The organism is Sulfitobacter sp. (assembly GCF_036961165.1).
GTDB lineage: Bacteria > Pseudomonadota > Alphaproteobacteria > Rhodobacterales > Rhodobacteraceae > Sulfitobacter.
Map to the genome: position 1 here is coordinate 59,779 of NZ_JBALVJ010000001.1, position 16,755 is coordinate 76,533.

The following is a 16,755-nucleotide window of genomic DNA, read 5'->3' on the forward strand; positions in this document are numbered from 1 at the left end:
GATCCTGGAGGATCATTTGCTTTTCGGATCTGGGGCGCGTGCACCTGTCTGTTCAATCAAACTACGGCTCTGACGCTTTTGCCGTTCGCGGTGGTTTTTGCGGGCAAAAACCCTGTGGGGATGGGTGACAAGCTCAAATTCTTCGTATATTATTCATTATAAGCGCATCAGGTCCCAGAAGAGGTCCGACACCAATAAGCGCACTGGCGGGTCGAGCAGGACCCCAAATAGATTGAATGAGTTGCCGTTGCGCGCCCGTGTGGGCGGGCTCTTTTCCGGTGCATGGTGGTGTGTCGGGCGACTTACGCAATATCTGTACCAATGGGCGAAATCTCGCGGATAGTGGCGGAAATTTGTCTATATTTGGTGTAAACACGGTGTTTTCTACGTGACGCGAGGCAAACACGCGTCTAGTATTAAATAAATTTGGGAAAAAATCGCTCGCGCGGTGCGGGCAAGCAGAACAGGCGGGACCAAGATGACTTTGAACCTATCGATGCCGGGACAGGACGACCTCAAGCCACGCATTACCGTTTTTGGTGTAGGCGGAGCAGGGGGCAATGCCGTAAATAACATGATCGAGAAAGAACTCGATGGTGTGGATTTCGTAGTTGCCAACACTGACGCGCAGGCTCTTCAACAGGCCAAGTCAGTCAGCCGGGTTCAGTTGGGTGTCAAGGTTACCGAAGGTTTGGGCGCGGGCGCACGGGCATCTGTTGGTGCCGCGGCTGCCGAAGAAAGCATTGAGCAGATTGTTGATCACCTTGCCGGCGCACATATGTGCTTTATCACTGCCGGTATGGGCGGGGGCACGGGTACGGGTGCTGCCCCGATCATCGCGCAAGCTGCACGTGAGTTGGGTGTTCTGACTGTTGGTGTTGTGACCAAGCCATTCCAGTTTGAAGGTGCAAAGCGCATGCGTCAGGCTGAAGACGGTGTTGAGGCGTTGCAAAAAGTCGTTGATACGCTGATCATCATTCCAAACCAGAACCTGTTCCGTCTGGCCAATGAAAAAACCACCTTTACCGAAGCATTCTCCTTGGCGGATGATGTTCTGTATCAAGGCGTTAAAGGCGTTACCGATTTGATGGTGCGTCCCGGCCTGATCAACCTCGACTTTGCAGACGTGCGCGCTGTGATGGACGAGATGGGCAAAGCCATGATGGGCACGGGTGAAGCCGAGGGCGAAGACCGCGCTATTCAGGCAGCCGAAAAAGCCATCGCTAACCCGCTGTTGGACGAAATCTCTCTGCGCGGTGCCAAGGGTGTTCTTATCAACATCACAGGCGGCCATGATCTGACCCTGTTCGAACTGGACGAAGCCGCAAACCGCATCCGCGAAGAAGTAGACCCAGAGGCGAACATCATCGTCGGCTCCACGCTGGACGAAAACATGGGTGGCATGATGCGCGTGAGCGTTGTTGCAACAGGTATCGATGCGCTGGACGTGAACACGGATATGCCTGTGCCACGCCGCTCCATGTCCAAGCCTCTCAAGCAGCAAGTGATTGAAGAAGCAGTTGAGCCCACACCGGCGCCAGCGGTAGCAGCAAGCGTTGCCGCAGTTGCGGAAGAACGCCAGGAAGAGCCCCAGACACCAAGCTTCTTTGACGATGCTCCGCGTGAAGTGGCCCGCACTGACAGCCGTGATCTGTTTGAAGGTCGCCGCAGCGAGTATGCAGAAGAGCGCGCAGACGATATGCCGCCCCCTGCCTACACGCCAGAGCCCACTTCTTACGAGCCGCACCACGATCATTTGGAAGCAGAGCCTGAAGCGTTCATCGCACCACGTGCGCCGACGCCCGGTACGCCTTCTCCTGAAGCGATGGCGCGTTTGCGTGCAGCAGCCCAGCGTGCGTCTCCTGCGGCACAACAACAACGTGCTGCCGCGCCAGAGCCAAAGGCGGCGCCCGCGCCGACTGCCGCTGCAGGTGAGCGTCCCCGCTTCGGGATTAATTCGCTCATCAACCGGATGACAGGGACGCAAGAAGGCGAAGGCCAGCCACGTGCGGCAGCTCCGACCCAACAGCCACCACGTCAGCAGCCACCGGTACAGCGCCAGCAGGCAGCAGCTGCGCCGCAGCCCCGTCAGGAAGCTGCACCGGATCAGGAACGCATCGAGATTCCAGCGTTCCTGCGTCGTCAGGCAAACTAAATTACGTGATTTCGTGATGTGGAGGGTCGCTTTAGGGCGGCCCTTTTTCTTTTTATAACATGAGGTTGCGCTGCCAGCGGCGGCTTTGCGCCCGTTTGTAACAGTCATGTTTCAGTCCGTTGCAATCCTTGATTTGAACGATTGCAACCAGCAGCGTAATTAGGGGTAATTAAGTACATACTTGAAAGAAACCGAGGACGGCAGCGTGCAAAACACCGTAAAAACAGCGATCAGCTTTACAGGTAAGGGCCTGCATTCAGGTAAGCCTGCGACCGCTACTGTTGTGCCTGCCGCTCCGAACTTTGGTATCTGGTTCAAGCGGACAGACGTTGACGTTGGTGACCGGATGATCCCAGCACGTTGGGATGCGGTGAACCGTTCGCCACTTTGTACCAAGCTGGAAAACAAAAGCGGTTTGCAGGTCTCTACCGTTGAGCACCTAATGGCAGCGCTTGCCGGCTGCGGCATTCACAACGCGTTGATCGAGATTGACGGCCCCGAAGTGCCGATCCTTGACGGCTCTTCCGCACTCTTCGTGCGGGGCGTCATGGCCCACGGCGTGCAGATGCAATCTGCCCCTGTCATGGCGTTTGAAGTATTAAAAGAAGTTACCGTACGGGACGGCGACGCGGTTGCGACCATCGCGCCTTCCGACACGCTGCGCATCGATTTCGAGATTGATTTTGCTGACGCGGCCATTGGTCATCAGCAGAAGTCGCTTGTGATGAACAACGGCTCCTTTGCACGTGAGCTCTGCGACAGCCGCACATTCTGCCGTCAGGCGGATGTGGAGGAGATGCAGGCCAACGGTCTGGCGCTTGGTGGTATGCCGGGTGAAAATGCTGTTGTGTTTGATGGCGATGCAGTGCTGAGCCCTGGTGGTTTGCGCCACGCGGACGAACCTGTGCGCCACAAGATGCTAGACGCTTTAGGCGATTTGGCGCTGGCGGGGGCACCTTTGCTGGGCCACTACACCGGTCTGCGCGCGGGCCACTCGTTGACCAATACGCTGCTGCGCGCCTTGTTCGAGACACCTGATGCTGTGCGTTTGGTGCAGTGTGATGGCCCGATGGCCGCGCGTTTGCCTGGTCATGGCCTTGTCTGGAATGAAATTCCGGCTGTTGCCTGACACGGAATTACCCTAGTAAACTTTGGAAGGCTCGGAGCAGTTGCTGCGGGCTTTTTTACAAAGTAGGAAATGAGCGTTTTGCACCGCTAATTATTGTGCTAACACCAAGGTCAAACAGGGGTAAACCTCTGAAACAGACTGAAGCGGTAAAAGAATAAGGATAGCCAAGGATGGGTTTTGGAAGGTCTGCAAGACGTCTTTCCGTCACTTTGGTGGCTGTTGCGGCATTGTCTGCGTGTGGCGGCACAAGAGATACGGGCCGCTTTACAAAGAATTTCTTCAATCCACAGGAAATTCCGCTTGAAACTTACACGCCCGAGCAGATATTTGAGCGTGGCGAATTTGAGCTGAACCGCAAGCGCCCCGCCGAAGGAGCCTTCTATTTCGCTGAGATTGAGCGTCTGTACCCCTATTCCGAATGGGCCAAGCGCGCGCTGATCATGCAGGCATTTGCCTATCATCAGGATGCCGATTATCCCAACAGCCGCTCTGCTGCGCAGCGTTTCATTGATTTCTATCCCGATGATGACGATGCCGCCTATGCAGCGTATCTGTTGGCGCTCAGCTATTATGACCAGATTGACGATGTGGGCCGTGATCAGGGTTTGACGTTCCAGGCACTGCAAAGCCTGCGTACCGTGATTGAACGCTATCCCGACAGCGAATACGCGCGGGGCTCGATCCTGAAATTCGATCTGGCGTTTGACCACCTTGCCGGTAAAGAAATGGAGATCGGTCGCTATTACCTGCGTCGCGATCACTATGCCGCCGCCATCAATCGTTTCCGCGTGGTTGTTGAGGATTTCCAGACCACCACCCACACGGCCGAAGCACTGCACCGTTTGGTGGAGGCGTACCTGAGCCTTGGGCTCACGGATGAAGCGCAGACAGCTGGGGCGATTCTGGGCCACAACTACCAATCAACCGAATGGTATGAGGACAGCTATAAGCTGCTCACGGGACGCGGTCTGGAGCTTAAATCTCTTGGCAACAACTGGTTGTCGGCTATTTACCGTCAAACGCTGAAAGGCGATTGGATCTAACGTGCGTACCCGCACGCCTGTGACGGAACCTGTTTGATGCTACGCGGTCTAGATATATCCAACATGTTGATCATTGACCGGCTGGAGCTGAATTTCCAGCCCGGCCTCAATGTGTTGACAGGTGAGACAGGGGCGGGGAAATCAATCCTGCTCGACAGTCTTGGCTTTGTGCTGGGTTGGCGCGGGCGCGCCGATTTGGTGCGTCAGGGAGCCGCGCAAGGCGAGGTAACCGCGTGGTTCGATCTGGATGAAAATCATCCCGCACGGGCTGTTCTGGAAGAGGCGGGGCTGCCTGTCACCGATGAACTGATCTTGCGCCGGATCAACACCGCTGATGGGCGCAAAACCGCATGGATCAATGACCGGCGTTGCTCGGGCGAGGTCCTGCGCGCGCTGAGCGAGACATTGGTTGAGCTACATGGCCAGCATGATGATCGTGGATTGCTCAACCCGCGTGGTCACCGAAGCATTCTGGATGCATTTGGTGGACTGGACGGGGCCCGTGCTAAGGTGCGCAGCGCTTGGAGCGAGATGGCGCGCATCCGAAAGGCGCAAGCCGCCGCCGCCAAAGCGCAGGAAGAAATCCGCGCCGAAGAAGAATTCCTGCGCTACGCCGTGTCGGAGCTGGACAAGCTGGACCCGGAACAGGGCGAGGAAGCCGCACTTGATACCAAACGCCGGATGATGCAGGCCGCCGAGAAGATCCGCGCCGATGTGGTCAACGCTTATGAGGCGATGGGTCAAAGCGGCGCAGAGGCGCAACTGGCCGATGCTTTCCGCTGGCTTGACGGCGCAGCCGGGCGGGCTGACGGCACTCTGGAAGAACCTATGGCCGCGCTCAACCGCGCGATGATTGAGCTGGATTCCGCAATGGAAGGTGTCGTTCAGGCGATCGAGACGATGTCATTTGATCCGCATGAACTGGAAAACATCGAAGAGCGGCTGTTTGCCATTCGCGGGTTGGCACGGAAACATGACGTGCAGCCGGATGAACTGGCTGGTTTTGGCGATACGCTGCGCGCCAAGCTGAATGCACTGGATGCGGGCGAGGCCGAGCAGGCCAAGCTGGATGCAGAAGTGCGCGCAGCAGAGGCGGCATATGACGCAGCAGCGCAAGCGCTGAGTGATGGGCGCGCAAAGGCTGCGTCTAAATTGGACAAGGCCGTCAATGGAGAGCTTGCTCCGTTGAAGATGGAGCGTGCAGTTTTCGCGACCCAGATCACGCCAGAGGGCGCGGCCCCAGAGGGCCGCGATGCGGTATCTTTCACGGTGGCCACAAACCCCGGCGCGCCTGCCGGTCCGATCAACAAAATTGCCTCTGGTGGCGAACTTAGCCGCTTTCTTTTGGCCCTCAAGGTTTGTCTGACCCAAGGCCAATCCGGCCTCACTTTGATCTTTGACGAGATAGACCGTGGTGTGGGCGGAGCAACTGCCGATGCCGTTGGCCGCCGCTTGGCTGCTATTGCCGAAGGCGGTCAGGTGCTCGTCGTGACCCACTCTCCGCAGGTTGCGGCGCTGGGTGCGCATCATTGGCGGGTCGAGAAATCTGTGACCAAGGGCATGACAATCACAAATGTCGTGCCGCTAAGCAGTGACGAGCGGGTGGACGAGGTCGCGCGTATGGTGGCAGGTGATACCATCACCGACGCTGCCCGAGAGGCCGCACGCGCCTTGCTGAGCGCCTGACGGCTTGAAACTGCGCGCGCAATATGGTCTCCGCAAGGGTAACATATCCGCGAGCCGTGCAAATGAAAGCCCCCGATGACAGAGCCTTCCCGCTCACTCCTGTCACAGCAGATGACCCTTGCCGTTGGCAGCGCCCGCGAGGGTTGGCGCGTCCTGCGCCAAAAAGGGCCGGGAAAGATCACCTTTTGGTTTATCGCTTTGTTGGTTGGTGTCGCCGCTGGCTTTGCCGCATTGTTTTTCCGTAAGGGCATCTATTGGCTTCAAACCACGCTCTACGGCACCGATGACGTCCAGCACTTGCATAGCTTTATCATCGGGTTGGACTGGTACTGGGTCGTCCTCATTCCGACAGTTGGGGGGCTGGTTTCCGGTCTAATCCTGCATCACTTCACCCGTGATGCACGGGCGCGCTCAGTCGCGGATGTGATTGAGGGCGCTGCTTTGCACGAGGGCAGGGTAGAGACGCGCGCAGGGCTGGCTTCGGCGTTGGCGTCGATGGTGACGCTGGGCACGGGCGGATCGTCGGGGCGCGAGGGGCCAGTCGTCCATTTAGCGGCGGTGATCTCTACCTGGATCAACCGCCGGATCAACGCCGACGGCATTACAGGACGTGACCTTTTGGGCTGCGCAGTTGCAGCGGCGGTTTCAGCGAGCTTTAACGCCCCAATCGCCGGCGCGCTCTTTGCGCTGGAGGTGGTACTGCGCCATTTCGCGGTCCATGCTTTTGCGCCTATCGTGATTGCTAGCGTTGCAGGCACGGTGATCAACCGGTTGGAGTTCGGTGGCGTGACCGAGTTCAAACTGCCGGTGATGGGGGACCTGCAATTCTATGTCGAACTGCCAGCCTTTTTGCTGCTGGGGCTGACCTGCGGTCTGGTGGCTGTGATCCTAATGCGCGCCGTGTTCTGGGCCGACGATATTGGCAACCACATTCAATCGCGCACCAAACTGCCGCGGTACTTCCGGCCGATGTTAGCTGGGGCGATGCTCGGCGTGATTGCGCTTTGGTTTCCGCATATTATCGGTGTGGGGTATGAGACCACTTCGCGCGCGCTTACGGGGCAGTTGGCGTTCCATGAGGTAATGGTCTTCGCGGTGCTTAAGGTGCTGGCAGTGGCCATCACGCTGGGGGGCCGTATGGGTGGCGGCGTGTTCTCGCCCTCGCTTATGGTAGGGGCGCTTGTCGGCCTGGCCTTTGGCCTGATCGCGACGGGATTTTTTCCCAATGTGTCCGGCTCGACCTCGCTTTATGCGCTTGCGGGGATGGGTGCTGTGGCCGCTGCCGTTCTGGGCGCGCCCATTTCCACCACGCTTATTGTGTTTGAGCTGACGGGCGACTGGCAGACAGGTTTAGCGGTGATGGTTGCGGTCAGTATGTCCACGGCGTTGGCATCCAATCTGGTCGACCGCAGCTTCTTCCTTTCCCAAATCGAGCGGCGCGGCATTCACCTTGCTGCCGGTCCGCAAGCCTATCTGCTGGCGATGTTCACGGCGGCCAAGACCATGCGCGCGCCTGACCATGCGCGCGCGGCTGATGAGGATAAATGCTGGGAGATGATCGGCGAGGGGCTGTATATCGACGGGGCCGCTACTCTTGAGACCGCGATCCCGATATTCGAGAACTCTGGCGCGCTGTTCTTGCCGGTGGTCAATTTGTCAGCAGATGCCGCCCCGCCAGAGCTGTTAGGCGCATTGTTCCATGTAGATGCCCTACGCGCGTACAATTGCGCGCTGGCGGCCACCGCGGCCGAGGAACACTCCTAGATCTGCTCGACTGCGATTTCTTCGATGTTGTGGAAGGCGAGGTGGTTTTTGACCTGCCCCACAACTTCTTTTGGCTCTTCATAAGACCAGACAACATTCTCCAATGTCCGGCTTTTGGTCACAACTGAGAAGTAGCGCGCATCGCCTTTGTGGGGGCAATGGGAGGTCTTGTCGCTTGGATCAAGAAAGGCCATCGCAATGTCTTCACGCGGGAAATAGATCACTGGTGGATAATCCCCCTCGACAAGCTCCAGCGCGTTGCTGCTTTCGCCCAGAACTGCGCCGCCAGCGCGGATCGCCCAAGTGCCCGGTGCCTTACGGATTGTGATGTAATCAACCATGTATATCTCCCCCCAACGTGATGTGCGCGCCTCAGATCGGCGCGGTTGCCGCATTTAACCATTGTTTTGCGGCGGCTGAAACCCGCGGGCCAATTTTTGTTTTAACTTCGGCATGATAGCTGTTGAGCCATTCCCGAGCGGCTGGCTCCAGAAGGTCCGGCACGATCAGGCGGTGGTCGATCGGTGCAAAGGCCAGCGTGCGCCAGCCCAGCATTTCGCGGTGGGCGTCACCGCCGGGCAAGGCAGGCGCTTCTTGCACCACCAACAGGTTTTCGATCCGGATGCCAAAGGCGCCTTCGCGGTAGTAACCCGGCTCGTTGCTGAGGATCATTCCTGGTTCAAGGGGCACCTGACTAATTCGGCTAAGGCGCTGTGGCCCTTCATGCACACTGAGATATGCGCCAACACCGTGGCCCAGCCCATGATCAAAGTCCTGACCGGCCAACCACAAAGGCATGCGGCCAATCGCTTCGATATGCGCGCCGGCAAGGCCGCGTGGCCAACGCAGGCGGCTCATGGCGATCATACCAGCAAGCACGCGGGTGAAGGCTTTACAGGCCTCCTTTGGCGGCGTGCCGATGGCGATTGTACGGGTGATATCGGTGGTGCCATCAAGGTACTGGCCGCCACTGTCGAGGACGATCAAATGGCCGTCTTCAAGCCGTGTGTCGGTCTCTTCGGTCACGCGGTAGTGCATGATGGCGCCGTTCGGACCAGTGCCCGCGATGGTCTCAAAGCTGATTTCCTGCAAGCCGTTGTCACGGCGGCGCATAGCTTCCAATTGGGTGACTACCTGGATCTCTGTGAGGCTGCCTATGGGCTGTGCATCCAGCCAGCTCAACAGCTCGACCATTGCGGCACCGTCGCGCAGGTGCGCGGCAGCGGAGCCTTCGATCTCTGCCGTGTTTTTGCAGGCCTTGGGAAGGGCGCAGGGCTCTGCGCCGGCGGTGGCGGCATCGCCCAGCGTATCGGCGACAATCTGCGGTACGGTTGATGTATCAATCCGCACAGGTCCCTCTAGCGCCTTGAGCGCTGCCAGAAAGCGATCAGGGTCGTTCAGGCGCACATCATCACCCAGATGATCCGAAAGGCCTGCGTATTTCGCCGGCTCCGAGAAAAGATCAACCGTGCCGTGCGCGTGCAATATGGCAAAGGCGTGGACCACCGGATTACGTTCGATATCCGCGCCGCGAATGTTCAGGAGCCAGCAAATACTGTCGGGCAGGGTGATCACCGCGGCGCGCTCTTGCGCATCGCTCAGGGTCTTGGCCAGACGCGCGCGCTTGGCATAATGGCTTTCGCCCGCGAATTCCAGCGGGTGCACCTTGGCCAGTTCCATCGGCGGGGCAGGCTGGTCATCCCAGATAGCATCCACCAGATTGTTGCATTGCACTAAAACGATGCCGCTGCCTTCCAGCGCTTTTTCTGTCTGGGTGATCTGGTCCACGGTATGCAGCCACGGATCGAAGCCGATGCGCCCGTCTTGAGGCAACTGGCTGCGCAGCCATTGCGCCATCGAGACTTCTGGCCAGTGCACCGGTGTGAACTCTGCGGCCACCTGCGCCTTGACCTGTGTGCGGTAACGTCCGTCGATGAAGACCCCAGCCACGTCGCGCAGGGCGACGCAAAATCCCGCTGATCCGGTGAAACCGGTGAGCCAAGCCAGCCGCGCATCGCGGGCTGCGACATACTCACCCTGATGAGCATCGGCGCGTGGCACCACGAAGCCGTCCAGCCCTGCTGCCGCTATTTGAGCGCGCAGCGCTTTCAGCCGTGGTGGCCCTTGTTCCGGTCGGGCCGTGACCTCAAATGATTGAAACATCACGTCCCTCCTTCAATGTGCCTTACTAGTCGTCTTGGTACCTTTAGCTTACGCGCTTCATGCCCAGCACCCGCGCGCGTTTGCGCGGATCGGTATCAAAGAGCGATGCAAGCTGCTCGGTCATCGCACCGGCAAGCTGCTCCACATCCGTGATGGTAACGGCGCGTTCATAGTAGCGCGTCACATCATGGCCGATGCCGATGGCCAGCAGCTCTACAGCCTTCCTCCGCTCCACCATTGCGATCACATCACGCAGGTGCTTTTCAAGGAAGTTTGCGGGGTTCACGGACAAGGTGCTGTCATCCACTGGCGCACCGTCCGAGATCACCATCAGGATCTTGCGCGATTCAGAACGTGCCATCATCCGGCGGTGCGCCCATTCCAGCGCCTCTCCGTCGATATTCTCCTTCAGCAACCCTTCCTTCATCATCAGCCCCAGATTGGGCCGCGTTCTGCGCCATGGCGCATCAGCGGATTTATAGATGATGTGGCGCAGATCGTTCAGACGGCCGGGGCCTGTGGGGCGACCGTCGTTCAGCCAAGCCTCACGCGCCTGTCCACCCTTCCAAGCGCGGGTGGTAAAGCCAAGGATTTCAACCTTCACGTTGCACCGCTCAAGTGTGCGGGCCAAAACGTCAGCACAGATCGCGGCGATAGAGATCGGGCGCCCACGCATGGAGCCGGAGTTGTCCAGCAGCAGTGTGACAACGGTATCGCGGAACTCGGTGTCTTTTTCGACCTTGAAGCTGAGCGGGGTGGTCGGGTTCGCCACAATCCGCGCAAGACGGCCGGCATCTAGGGTGCCTTCCTCCAAATCGAACTCCCAACTGCGGTTCTGCTGGGCCTGTAGGCGGCGTTGCAGTTTGTTCGCTAGACGGCTCACTGCGCCTTTCAGCGGCTCAAGCTGTTGGTCCAGATAGGCGCGCAGACGCTCAAGTTCGACGGGGTCTGCCAGCTCTTCCGCGCCGACGGTTTCGTCGTGGTCGCTGAGGTAGACGGTATAATTGGGATCGGCATCAGAGACCGGCTGCGGGGCAGGTGGCTCCATCGGCGCTTCGCCCTCGGGCATCTCGGATTCTTCGCCAAGCTCCTGATCGGCCATGTCGTCCATGGATACCTGTGCCTGACTGGCGTCCTGCTGTTCTTCCTGAGACTGCTCTGGGGAAGCGTCTGCATCCTCGTCGTCCTGATCGTCGCTGCCAGTGCTGTCCGGATCATCCTGCTCTTCGGAGCCTTCTTCGGCTTCGTCTTCCTGATCTTCGTCCAATCCGTCAGGGTCATCGCCCAATTGATCGGCATAGCCCAGATCGGTGATGATCTGGCGCGAGAATTTGGCAAAGGCCGTCTGGTCATCCAGATTGTTCTCAAGGTCGTCGAGCGTACCGCCGCATTGATCCTCGATATAGCCGCGCCACAGCTCCATCACGTTTTCCGCGCCCGCAGGCATGGGGCGTCCAGTGGCCAGATGGCGGACCAGATAGCCAGCGGCGACGGCCAGTGGCACGTCAGAAGGGGACTTCGCCTGATCATAGCCCTTGCGCAGCGCTTCATGCTTAATCTTTGCGTCGATGTTGCCTGCCGTGCCGGGCATGTCCCGTGCGCCGACAGCTTCGCAGCGCGCAGTTTCCATCGCCTCATACAGGTCCCGCGCCATTTCGCCTTGCGGCTGATAGCGCGCATGGGTCTGGCCGTTGTGATAGCGCCGGTTCAGGGCCAGTGCATCTGCGGTGCCACGTGCAAGCATGACCTCGTCGCGTGTCATCCGGCGGGTCACCTGCGGCAGACGCATCACGTCACCGTTCAAACCGGATGGATCGACCGAATAGCTGACGTTCAGATCAGGATCATTCGCCATCACCTTAGAGGCCTCGGCAAGGGCCTTCTTAAACGCGTCTGCTGGATTGTCTGATGTGCTCATGAGGCCCTCGTCGGGAAAGTGGTTGAATGACATTTCGCAGGTTTTTCAGGCAGGGTCAAAGGAGGTGCGCGGATTTGACCAAGTAATTCACCCGCAAAAATCAGATACCGCAATCAAGGGCGGCGCAAGAGGGAGAATGATGGCGCATTTTTATCAAAATCTTCTTGTTTCGGAACAGGAGGTTGACCGCGCATCTCAGAAAAACTCAATTGTCTATGGAACGGACCAGAGGTGCAACCGTTGTATTTCCAACAGGTACTGACGCAGCAAGAAATGCCGCTAAGGTCCTAAATTTTAAGGAGAGTACAATGACCAACCTGAAGGAAAATACCGCCCGAGCCGCCCTGATCGCACTGATGGCAACCGCACCTATGGCCGCATTCGCTGCCCCACACAGCGGCTCTCCACAGCAGTCCGTTGCCGAAGACCCAGATGAGAACACAGGCCGCGCACCTGCATATGGCGACTCCATTGAAGATACGTCCAAAGCGGGCCCATACTCTTACACGCCAGCCGAGATCACCGATGAGGTCCATGGCTCCATCTACAAGGGCGACGTCAAACGTGACGGCTAACCCGGCCACAATCTAACAAAGAAAGACCCCGGTGCAGTGCACCGGGGTCTTTACGTTTTCACATGAATGTATTTTTCAACCGAGGCTAACGCTTGCTGCGCTCTCGGGAAGTTCCTCGTTGAACAGGCGCTGATAGAATTCCGCAACTGTCTGGCGCTCAAGCTCGTCACATTTGTTGAGGAAGCTTAGGCGGAAGGCATAGCCGACGTTACGGAAAATCTCGGCGTTCTGGGCCCATGCGATCACGGTGCGCGGGGACATAACGGTAGAGAGGTCGCCGTTCATGAAGGCCGTGCGCGTCAGATCAGCGACTGTAACCATTTGCTTGATCGTCTTGCGCCCTTCGGCGGAATTGAAATGCGGGTTTTTTGCCAGCACAATCGCAGTTTCCGCATCAATGCTCAGGTAGTTGAGCGTGGCAACCAGCGACCACCGGTCCATCTGGCCTTGGTTGATCTGCTGTGTGCCGTGATAGAGACCCGTCGTGTCGCCCAGACCAACAGTGTTCGCAGTCGCGAAAATCCGGAAGTAAGGGTGGGGGGTGATGACTTTGTTCTGGTCAAGCAGCGTGAGCTTGCCGTCAACTTCCAGAACGCGCTGGATTACAAACATAACGTCTGCACGGCCGGCATCATATTCATCGAATACAATCGCTGTTGGCGTGCGCAGTGCCCAAGGCAGAATGCCTTCCTGAAAATCAGTGACCTGCTTGCCGTCGATCAGTTTGATCGCGTCTTTACCGATCAAGTCGATCCGGCTGATGTGGCTGTCGAGGTTGACGCGCACAGTTGGCCAGTTCAGGCGGCTTGCCACCTGTTCGATGTGGGTGGATTTACCCGTGCCGTGATAGCCCTGTATCATGACGCGGCGGTTGTGCGAAAAGCCGGCCAAGATGGCCAGCGTGGTGTCTGCGTCAAACTTGTACGTACTGTCGAGCTCTGGCACGCGGTCTGTGCGATCCGCAAAGCCCTTCACCACCATGTCTGTGTCGATGCCGAAAACCTCACGCACCGAGATATCCTTGGTGGGGGTTGCGTTAAGGTCCAGTCCGCCGTCAGCCATGCTCAATATTCCTAATACTATTGCCCCGCGCGGGGCCGTCCTGTGTGGGTTGCAACATATCGCGCGCAGGATCAAGGGAAAGACTTAAATTTGCACTGTTGATATCGCCAGCTTCGCACGCAAACCCAGACAGAAGTAAGCTATTGTTTAAAAAGCGTTCATCGCGCTGAAATGGGCAGGGGGAAACTTCGTCCGCACAGATCATGACCTGACCTGCGCCGCAACGTCACACCCCCCCCCTGATTTGAGGGCATGGGGATGCGTGCAGCCGGGCTAATCGTTCGGCCCGGCAGAGGGAAAAGCCCCTTTAGTCTTTAAAGTTACGGCTGGACTTGAGCTGATCCCAAGCCCAGACAACCAGCTGCAACTGATCTTCCTGAGAGCGGTCTCCGCCGTTCATGTCAGGGTGAAGAACCTTGATTAGACCTTTGTAAATCTTGCGGATTTCTGGCTTAGTCAGGTTGTCTTTGGCATCCAGAACTTCCAACGCGCGCTTTTCGGTCGGCGGCAGGCGACGACCTGATTGCGGGCCTTTGCCCGGGTTTTGGGTCGCGTTTGCGCCAAGCACCTGATGCGGGTCTTCGATACCCAACCGCGCCCATGCGCGCGCCTCTGGATCGCTCATGGGTTTTGTCGGGCGGTCCCATGCCTTGTCGTCGGACAGCTGGGCATTCATTTCGGCTTCGGTTGTGCCGTGGAAGAAGTTCCACTTAGTATTGTATTCGCGCACATGCTGTTGGCAAAACCAGAAATAATCATCCAGCACGTCAGGCGCTTTAGGTGCGCGGTATTTACCTGCCTCTTCACAGCCATCGTGATCACAAACCCGCGTCGATGTCTCGGACGCGCCGGACATTCCGCGACGGCCGCGCGGATTCTTCTTCTTGGCGGAAGAGACAGACATATCAAAACCGAAGGGATCGTTCTTTTGCATGGGTACACCTTTCCGACTCAAGGTAATCACTCTAGACGTGTGGCTGTCAGAAGGAAGGGGGCTGAGCGAAAAAAGTCGCCCCCGTGGGAGGGTTTATGCCTATCAAAGAAGAGATTGAGGCCGCACTGCGTTCTGCATTTGCAGTGGAACAGCTGAAGGTGGAGGACGTGAGCGAAGCACATAGGGGCCATACGGGTTTTCGCGAGGGCGGTGAGACACATTTCGATGTGGCGATTACAGCACAGGACTTTGCCGGGATGAGCCGTGTGGCAAAACACCGCGCTATGCACAGCGCGTTGGGCGCGGAACTGATTGGCCGTATTCACGCGCTATCGCTGGACATCACCCCCTAGGGTTTTGCGTTGTCGCCTTGTTCCGCGTCGTCATCCGTGGCGGGGGAAGGGACGTTGCCGCGCGCACGGGCGAGAATGCTCAGCGAGGTGCCGATCGTGCTGTTGGCCTCAGTGTCCTCGACGCCGTTGTCGGTCAGCGGCTCCGCCCCCTCATTCGAGGTGTCAGTCGCCATTTCAATGGCCCGATCATCGTCGTCATCCATGTCGTCCGCGGGGGCGGGGAGCAGCTCTGGCTGAAACTCTGCCGCGTCGCCGGTGCGCAAGCGCCGAAAAATCAGAACATTACGCCATTCGGTGGTGGTGCCAGTAAGGCCGGAACGCTCAACCGATGGCAGGGTCTCCGCGCGCTGGTATTCCCAGCCGTAGCCCGCCATACCGTTCATAAGCTCTTGGATAGCGAAGGAAAAACGCGCCTCTGCCCCGCGCACGCCTTTGCCCTTGATCCCCTTGGAGGGTGAGGGAACGACCTTATATTCATAATGGGGCATAGACAATTCCGATCTGAGTTGCGCCGTTTTAACGCGCGGTGCGCCGAAATGGAACAGGTATGGTGGTCGTGTCGGGGCCTCGGCCAGAGCTGAGTCTAACAGCTAAAGACGGGGCCCTTTATTTGCGCACAATCCCGATCTTGCAACCTACGCGTTCAGGCATAGGAAGATCTTTCTGCGCTTCTTTCATCGCTGCCAGTTTGGCCATGATCTCATCCGGCATCGGGGCCACGCGGGGCTTGTCGCCCGATTGGTCTACGTGCAGGGTAAGCGCTTCGCCAGTCGCGGCGAGCCAGCCGTCCTCTTGCCACAACTCTTGGAAGACGTGGAAGCGTTTGGCGTCAAAGTCGATGAGGCGGAAGGTTGATGTGACCAGATCGCCTTCGTGCAGTTCGCGGACATAGCAGATGTGGAATTCGGCGACATATGTGGTGCAGCCTGTGTGGTCGCGGTAGCCGGGGCCGAAGCCCAGCAAAGGGTAGGCTTGGTCGGCGCATTGATCCATCAGGACACTATAATAGGCCATGTTGAGGTGGCCGTTATAGTCGATCCATTCGGGTAGGACGGGCATGGGGGTGGAACGGAATGTGTTTGTCATATGGTGACGTTAGCATAGGGGAATGGGGGGTGCGAGGCAGTATTTGCGCCCGTCTACCAATCCGTGAATAGGTCGCGTTGTTTGGCAAATTCTCTGTGCAGGGCGCCACGCGCCTTGTTGTCGATGTCAGCGCTATTGATGACGCGCATGGCCAGCAGCATGGATTTTGACCAGCTCTGGTTTTCCTTTTCCGGCAGGGTCAGCGCGGAGAGCTCGGCGGGGGAAAACCCGCAATCGAGCAAGATCTGCTGGCCGGGAAACAGGCTCGCGCTTTCCATCGTGTGGATATGGATATCTTTGTCTTGGTGTGCCGCTTGCAGGGCGTTGATGTGGTGTGTGATATCAAAATCCCGCGGTAGTTCGGCGGTGAAATCCTCAAAGCTGCCAGTATAGCCGGTCTGTTTTACCGCCTGATTGTACAGGCTTTTGACCCATTGTTTGTGATCTCGCACAACGATATGAAACACGGTTTGGCCAGCAGGCAGGACCGCTGCGAGCGCATCGAGTGCGGCGTTCAGCGCGGGAAGCCCGCCCTTATGATGTGCAAACTGGCCTAGATGTGGGCCACACAGGCCTTCATCGGTAAGCAGGACGGGACCGTCTTTGGCGTATTCGGACAGGGGCCCGCCCTCTGCGGTCTCAAGATGGGTTTGCAGCACAGGCAGGTCGATGCCGGACGCAAAGGTGTTGCGAATGTGCGCATGGGCTCGCAGAAGCCCCTGACGTTGTGGGCCAAAGCACATGCGGTTGATCACCGTTACGTGGGGTGCCACGGCATCCGCGTTCAGTTGCAGCGCTTTTTGAAATGTGGTCGAGCCGGTCTTGGGCAGGCCGAGATGGACATGGCAGGTGCTCATGTCCATCTCGCGCTAAAATGCTGTGCTGCT

At 58.1% G+C, this 16,755-nt stretch carries 15 protein-coding genes; 7 read left to right on the plus strand and 8 right to left on the minus strand.

What is annotated here, in order from left to right; genetic code table 11:
• Positions 1-478 precede the first annotated feature (478 nt).
• The 5 genes from ftsZ to V7730_RS00355 all read left to right on the plus strand — a co-directional run bounded on the left by ftsZ (position 479) and on the right by V7730_RS00355 (position 7,777).
• Positions 479-2,155 carry a cell division protein FtsZ gene (gene ftsZ / locus V7730_RS00335; RefSeq protein ID WP_335745577.1) on the plus strand — a complete coding sequence of 559 codons (1,677 nt, stop codon included), beginning with the start codon at positions 479-481 and terminating at the stop codon, positions 2,153-2,155.
• Positions 2,156-2,360: 205 nt separating this feature from the next.
• A complete protein-coding gene (gene lpxC, locus V7730_RS00340) occupies positions 2,361-3,284 on the plus strand; it encodes a UDP-3-O-acyl-N-acetylglucosamine deacetylase (RefSeq protein WP_335745578.1) in 924 nt (307 codons plus the stop codon).
• Positions 3,285-3,454: 170 nt separating this feature from the next.
• A complete protein-coding gene (locus tag V7730_RS00345) occupies positions 3,455-4,327 on the plus strand; it encodes an outer membrane protein assembly factor BamD (protein ID WP_335745579.1) in 873 nt (290 codons plus the stop codon).
• Between the two features lie 36 nt (positions 4,328-4,363).
• Positions 4,364-6,013, plus strand: coding sequence for a DNA repair protein RecN (gene recN, locus V7730_RS00350; RefSeq protein WP_335745580.1), 1,650 nt, complete (start codon positions 4,364-4,366; stop codon positions 6,011-6,013).
• 75 nt (positions 6,014-6,088) lie between these two features.
• Positions 6,089-7,777 carry a chloride channel protein gene (locus V7730_RS00355; protein WP_335745581.1) on the plus strand — a complete coding sequence of 563 codons (1,689 nt, stop codon included), beginning with the start codon at positions 6,089-6,091 and terminating at the stop codon, positions 7,775-7,777.
• Here V7730_RS00355 and V7730_RS00360 read toward each other — a convergent pair.
• The 3 genes from V7730_RS00360 to cobT are packed head-to-tail and all read right to left on the minus strand — an operon-like array spanning position 7,774 to position 11,858.
• Entirely contained in the window at positions 7,774-8,118 is a 345-nt protein-coding gene (locus V7730_RS00360; RefSeq protein ID WP_335745582.1) for a DUF427 domain-containing protein, read from the minus strand. The genes V7730_RS00355 and V7730_RS00360 overlap by 4 nt on opposite strands.
• A gap of 31 nt (positions 8,119-8,149) precedes the next feature.
• Positions 8,150-9,940 (minus strand): aminopeptidase P family protein, encoded by a 1,791-nt coding sequence (locus tag V7730_RS00365; RefSeq protein ID WP_335745583.1) that lies wholly within the window; start codon positions 9,938-9,940, stop codon positions 8,150-8,152.
• A 43-nt stretch (positions 9,941-9,983) separates the two neighbouring features.
• Positions 9,984-11,858: a cobaltochelatase subunit CobT gene (gene cobT, locus V7730_RS00370; protein ID WP_335745584.1), complete on the minus strand. Its 1,875-nt coding sequence runs from the start codon at positions 11,856-11,858 to the stop codon at positions 9,984-9,986.
• Positions 11,859-12,166: 308 nt separating this feature from the next.
• On the opposite strand from cobT, the gene V7730_RS00375 reads away from it, so the two are divergent.
• On the plus strand, positions 12,167-12,433 hold the full coding sequence (locus V7730_RS00375) for a hypothetical protein (protein WP_335745585.1): 267 nt from the start codon (positions 12,167-12,169) through the stop codon (positions 12,431-12,433).
• A gap of 75 nt (positions 12,434-12,508) precedes the next feature.
• Here V7730_RS00375 and cobS read toward each other — a convergent pair whose 3' ends face one another.
• A complete protein-coding gene (gene cobS / locus V7730_RS00380; RefSeq protein WP_335745586.1) occupies positions 12,509-13,495 on the minus strand; it encodes a cobaltochelatase subunit CobS in 987 nt (328 codons plus the stop codon).
• A 307-nt stretch (positions 13,496-13,802) separates the two neighbouring features.
• Positions 13,803-14,429 (minus strand): J domain-containing protein, encoded by a 627-nt coding sequence (locus V7730_RS00385; protein WP_335745587.1) that lies wholly within the window; start codon positions 14,427-14,429, stop codon positions 13,803-13,805.
• Between the two features lie 95 nt (positions 14,430-14,524).
• On the opposite strand from V7730_RS00385, the gene V7730_RS00390 reads away from it, so the two are divergent.
• Positions 14,525-14,782, plus strand: coding sequence for a BolA family protein (locus V7730_RS00390; RefSeq protein ID WP_335745588.1), 258 nt, complete (start codon positions 14,525-14,527; stop codon positions 14,780-14,782).
• Here V7730_RS00390 and V7730_RS00395 read toward each other — a convergent pair.
• The 3 genes from V7730_RS00395 to V7730_RS00405 all read right to left on the minus strand — a co-directional run bounded on the left by V7730_RS00395 (position 14,779) and on the right by V7730_RS00405 (position 16,725).
• Complete coding sequence (locus V7730_RS00395; RefSeq protein ID WP_335745589.1) at positions 14,779-15,270, minus strand: hypothetical protein; 492 nt, start codon at positions 15,268-15,270, stop codon at positions 14,779-14,781. The genes V7730_RS00390 and V7730_RS00395 overlap by 4 nt on opposite strands.
• 118 nt (positions 15,271-15,388) lie before the next feature.
• Positions 15,389-15,868 carry a thioesterase family protein gene (locus tag V7730_RS00400; protein WP_335745590.1) on the minus strand — a complete coding sequence of 160 codons (480 nt, stop codon included), beginning with the start codon at positions 15,866-15,868 and terminating at the stop codon, positions 15,389-15,391.
• 53 nt (positions 15,869-15,921) lie between these two features.
• Positions 15,922-16,725 (minus strand): hypothetical protein, encoded by an 804-nt coding sequence (locus V7730_RS00405; RefSeq protein ID WP_335745591.1) that lies wholly within the window; start codon positions 16,723-16,725, stop codon positions 15,922-15,924.
• Positions 16,726-16,755 lie beyond the last annotated feature (30 nt).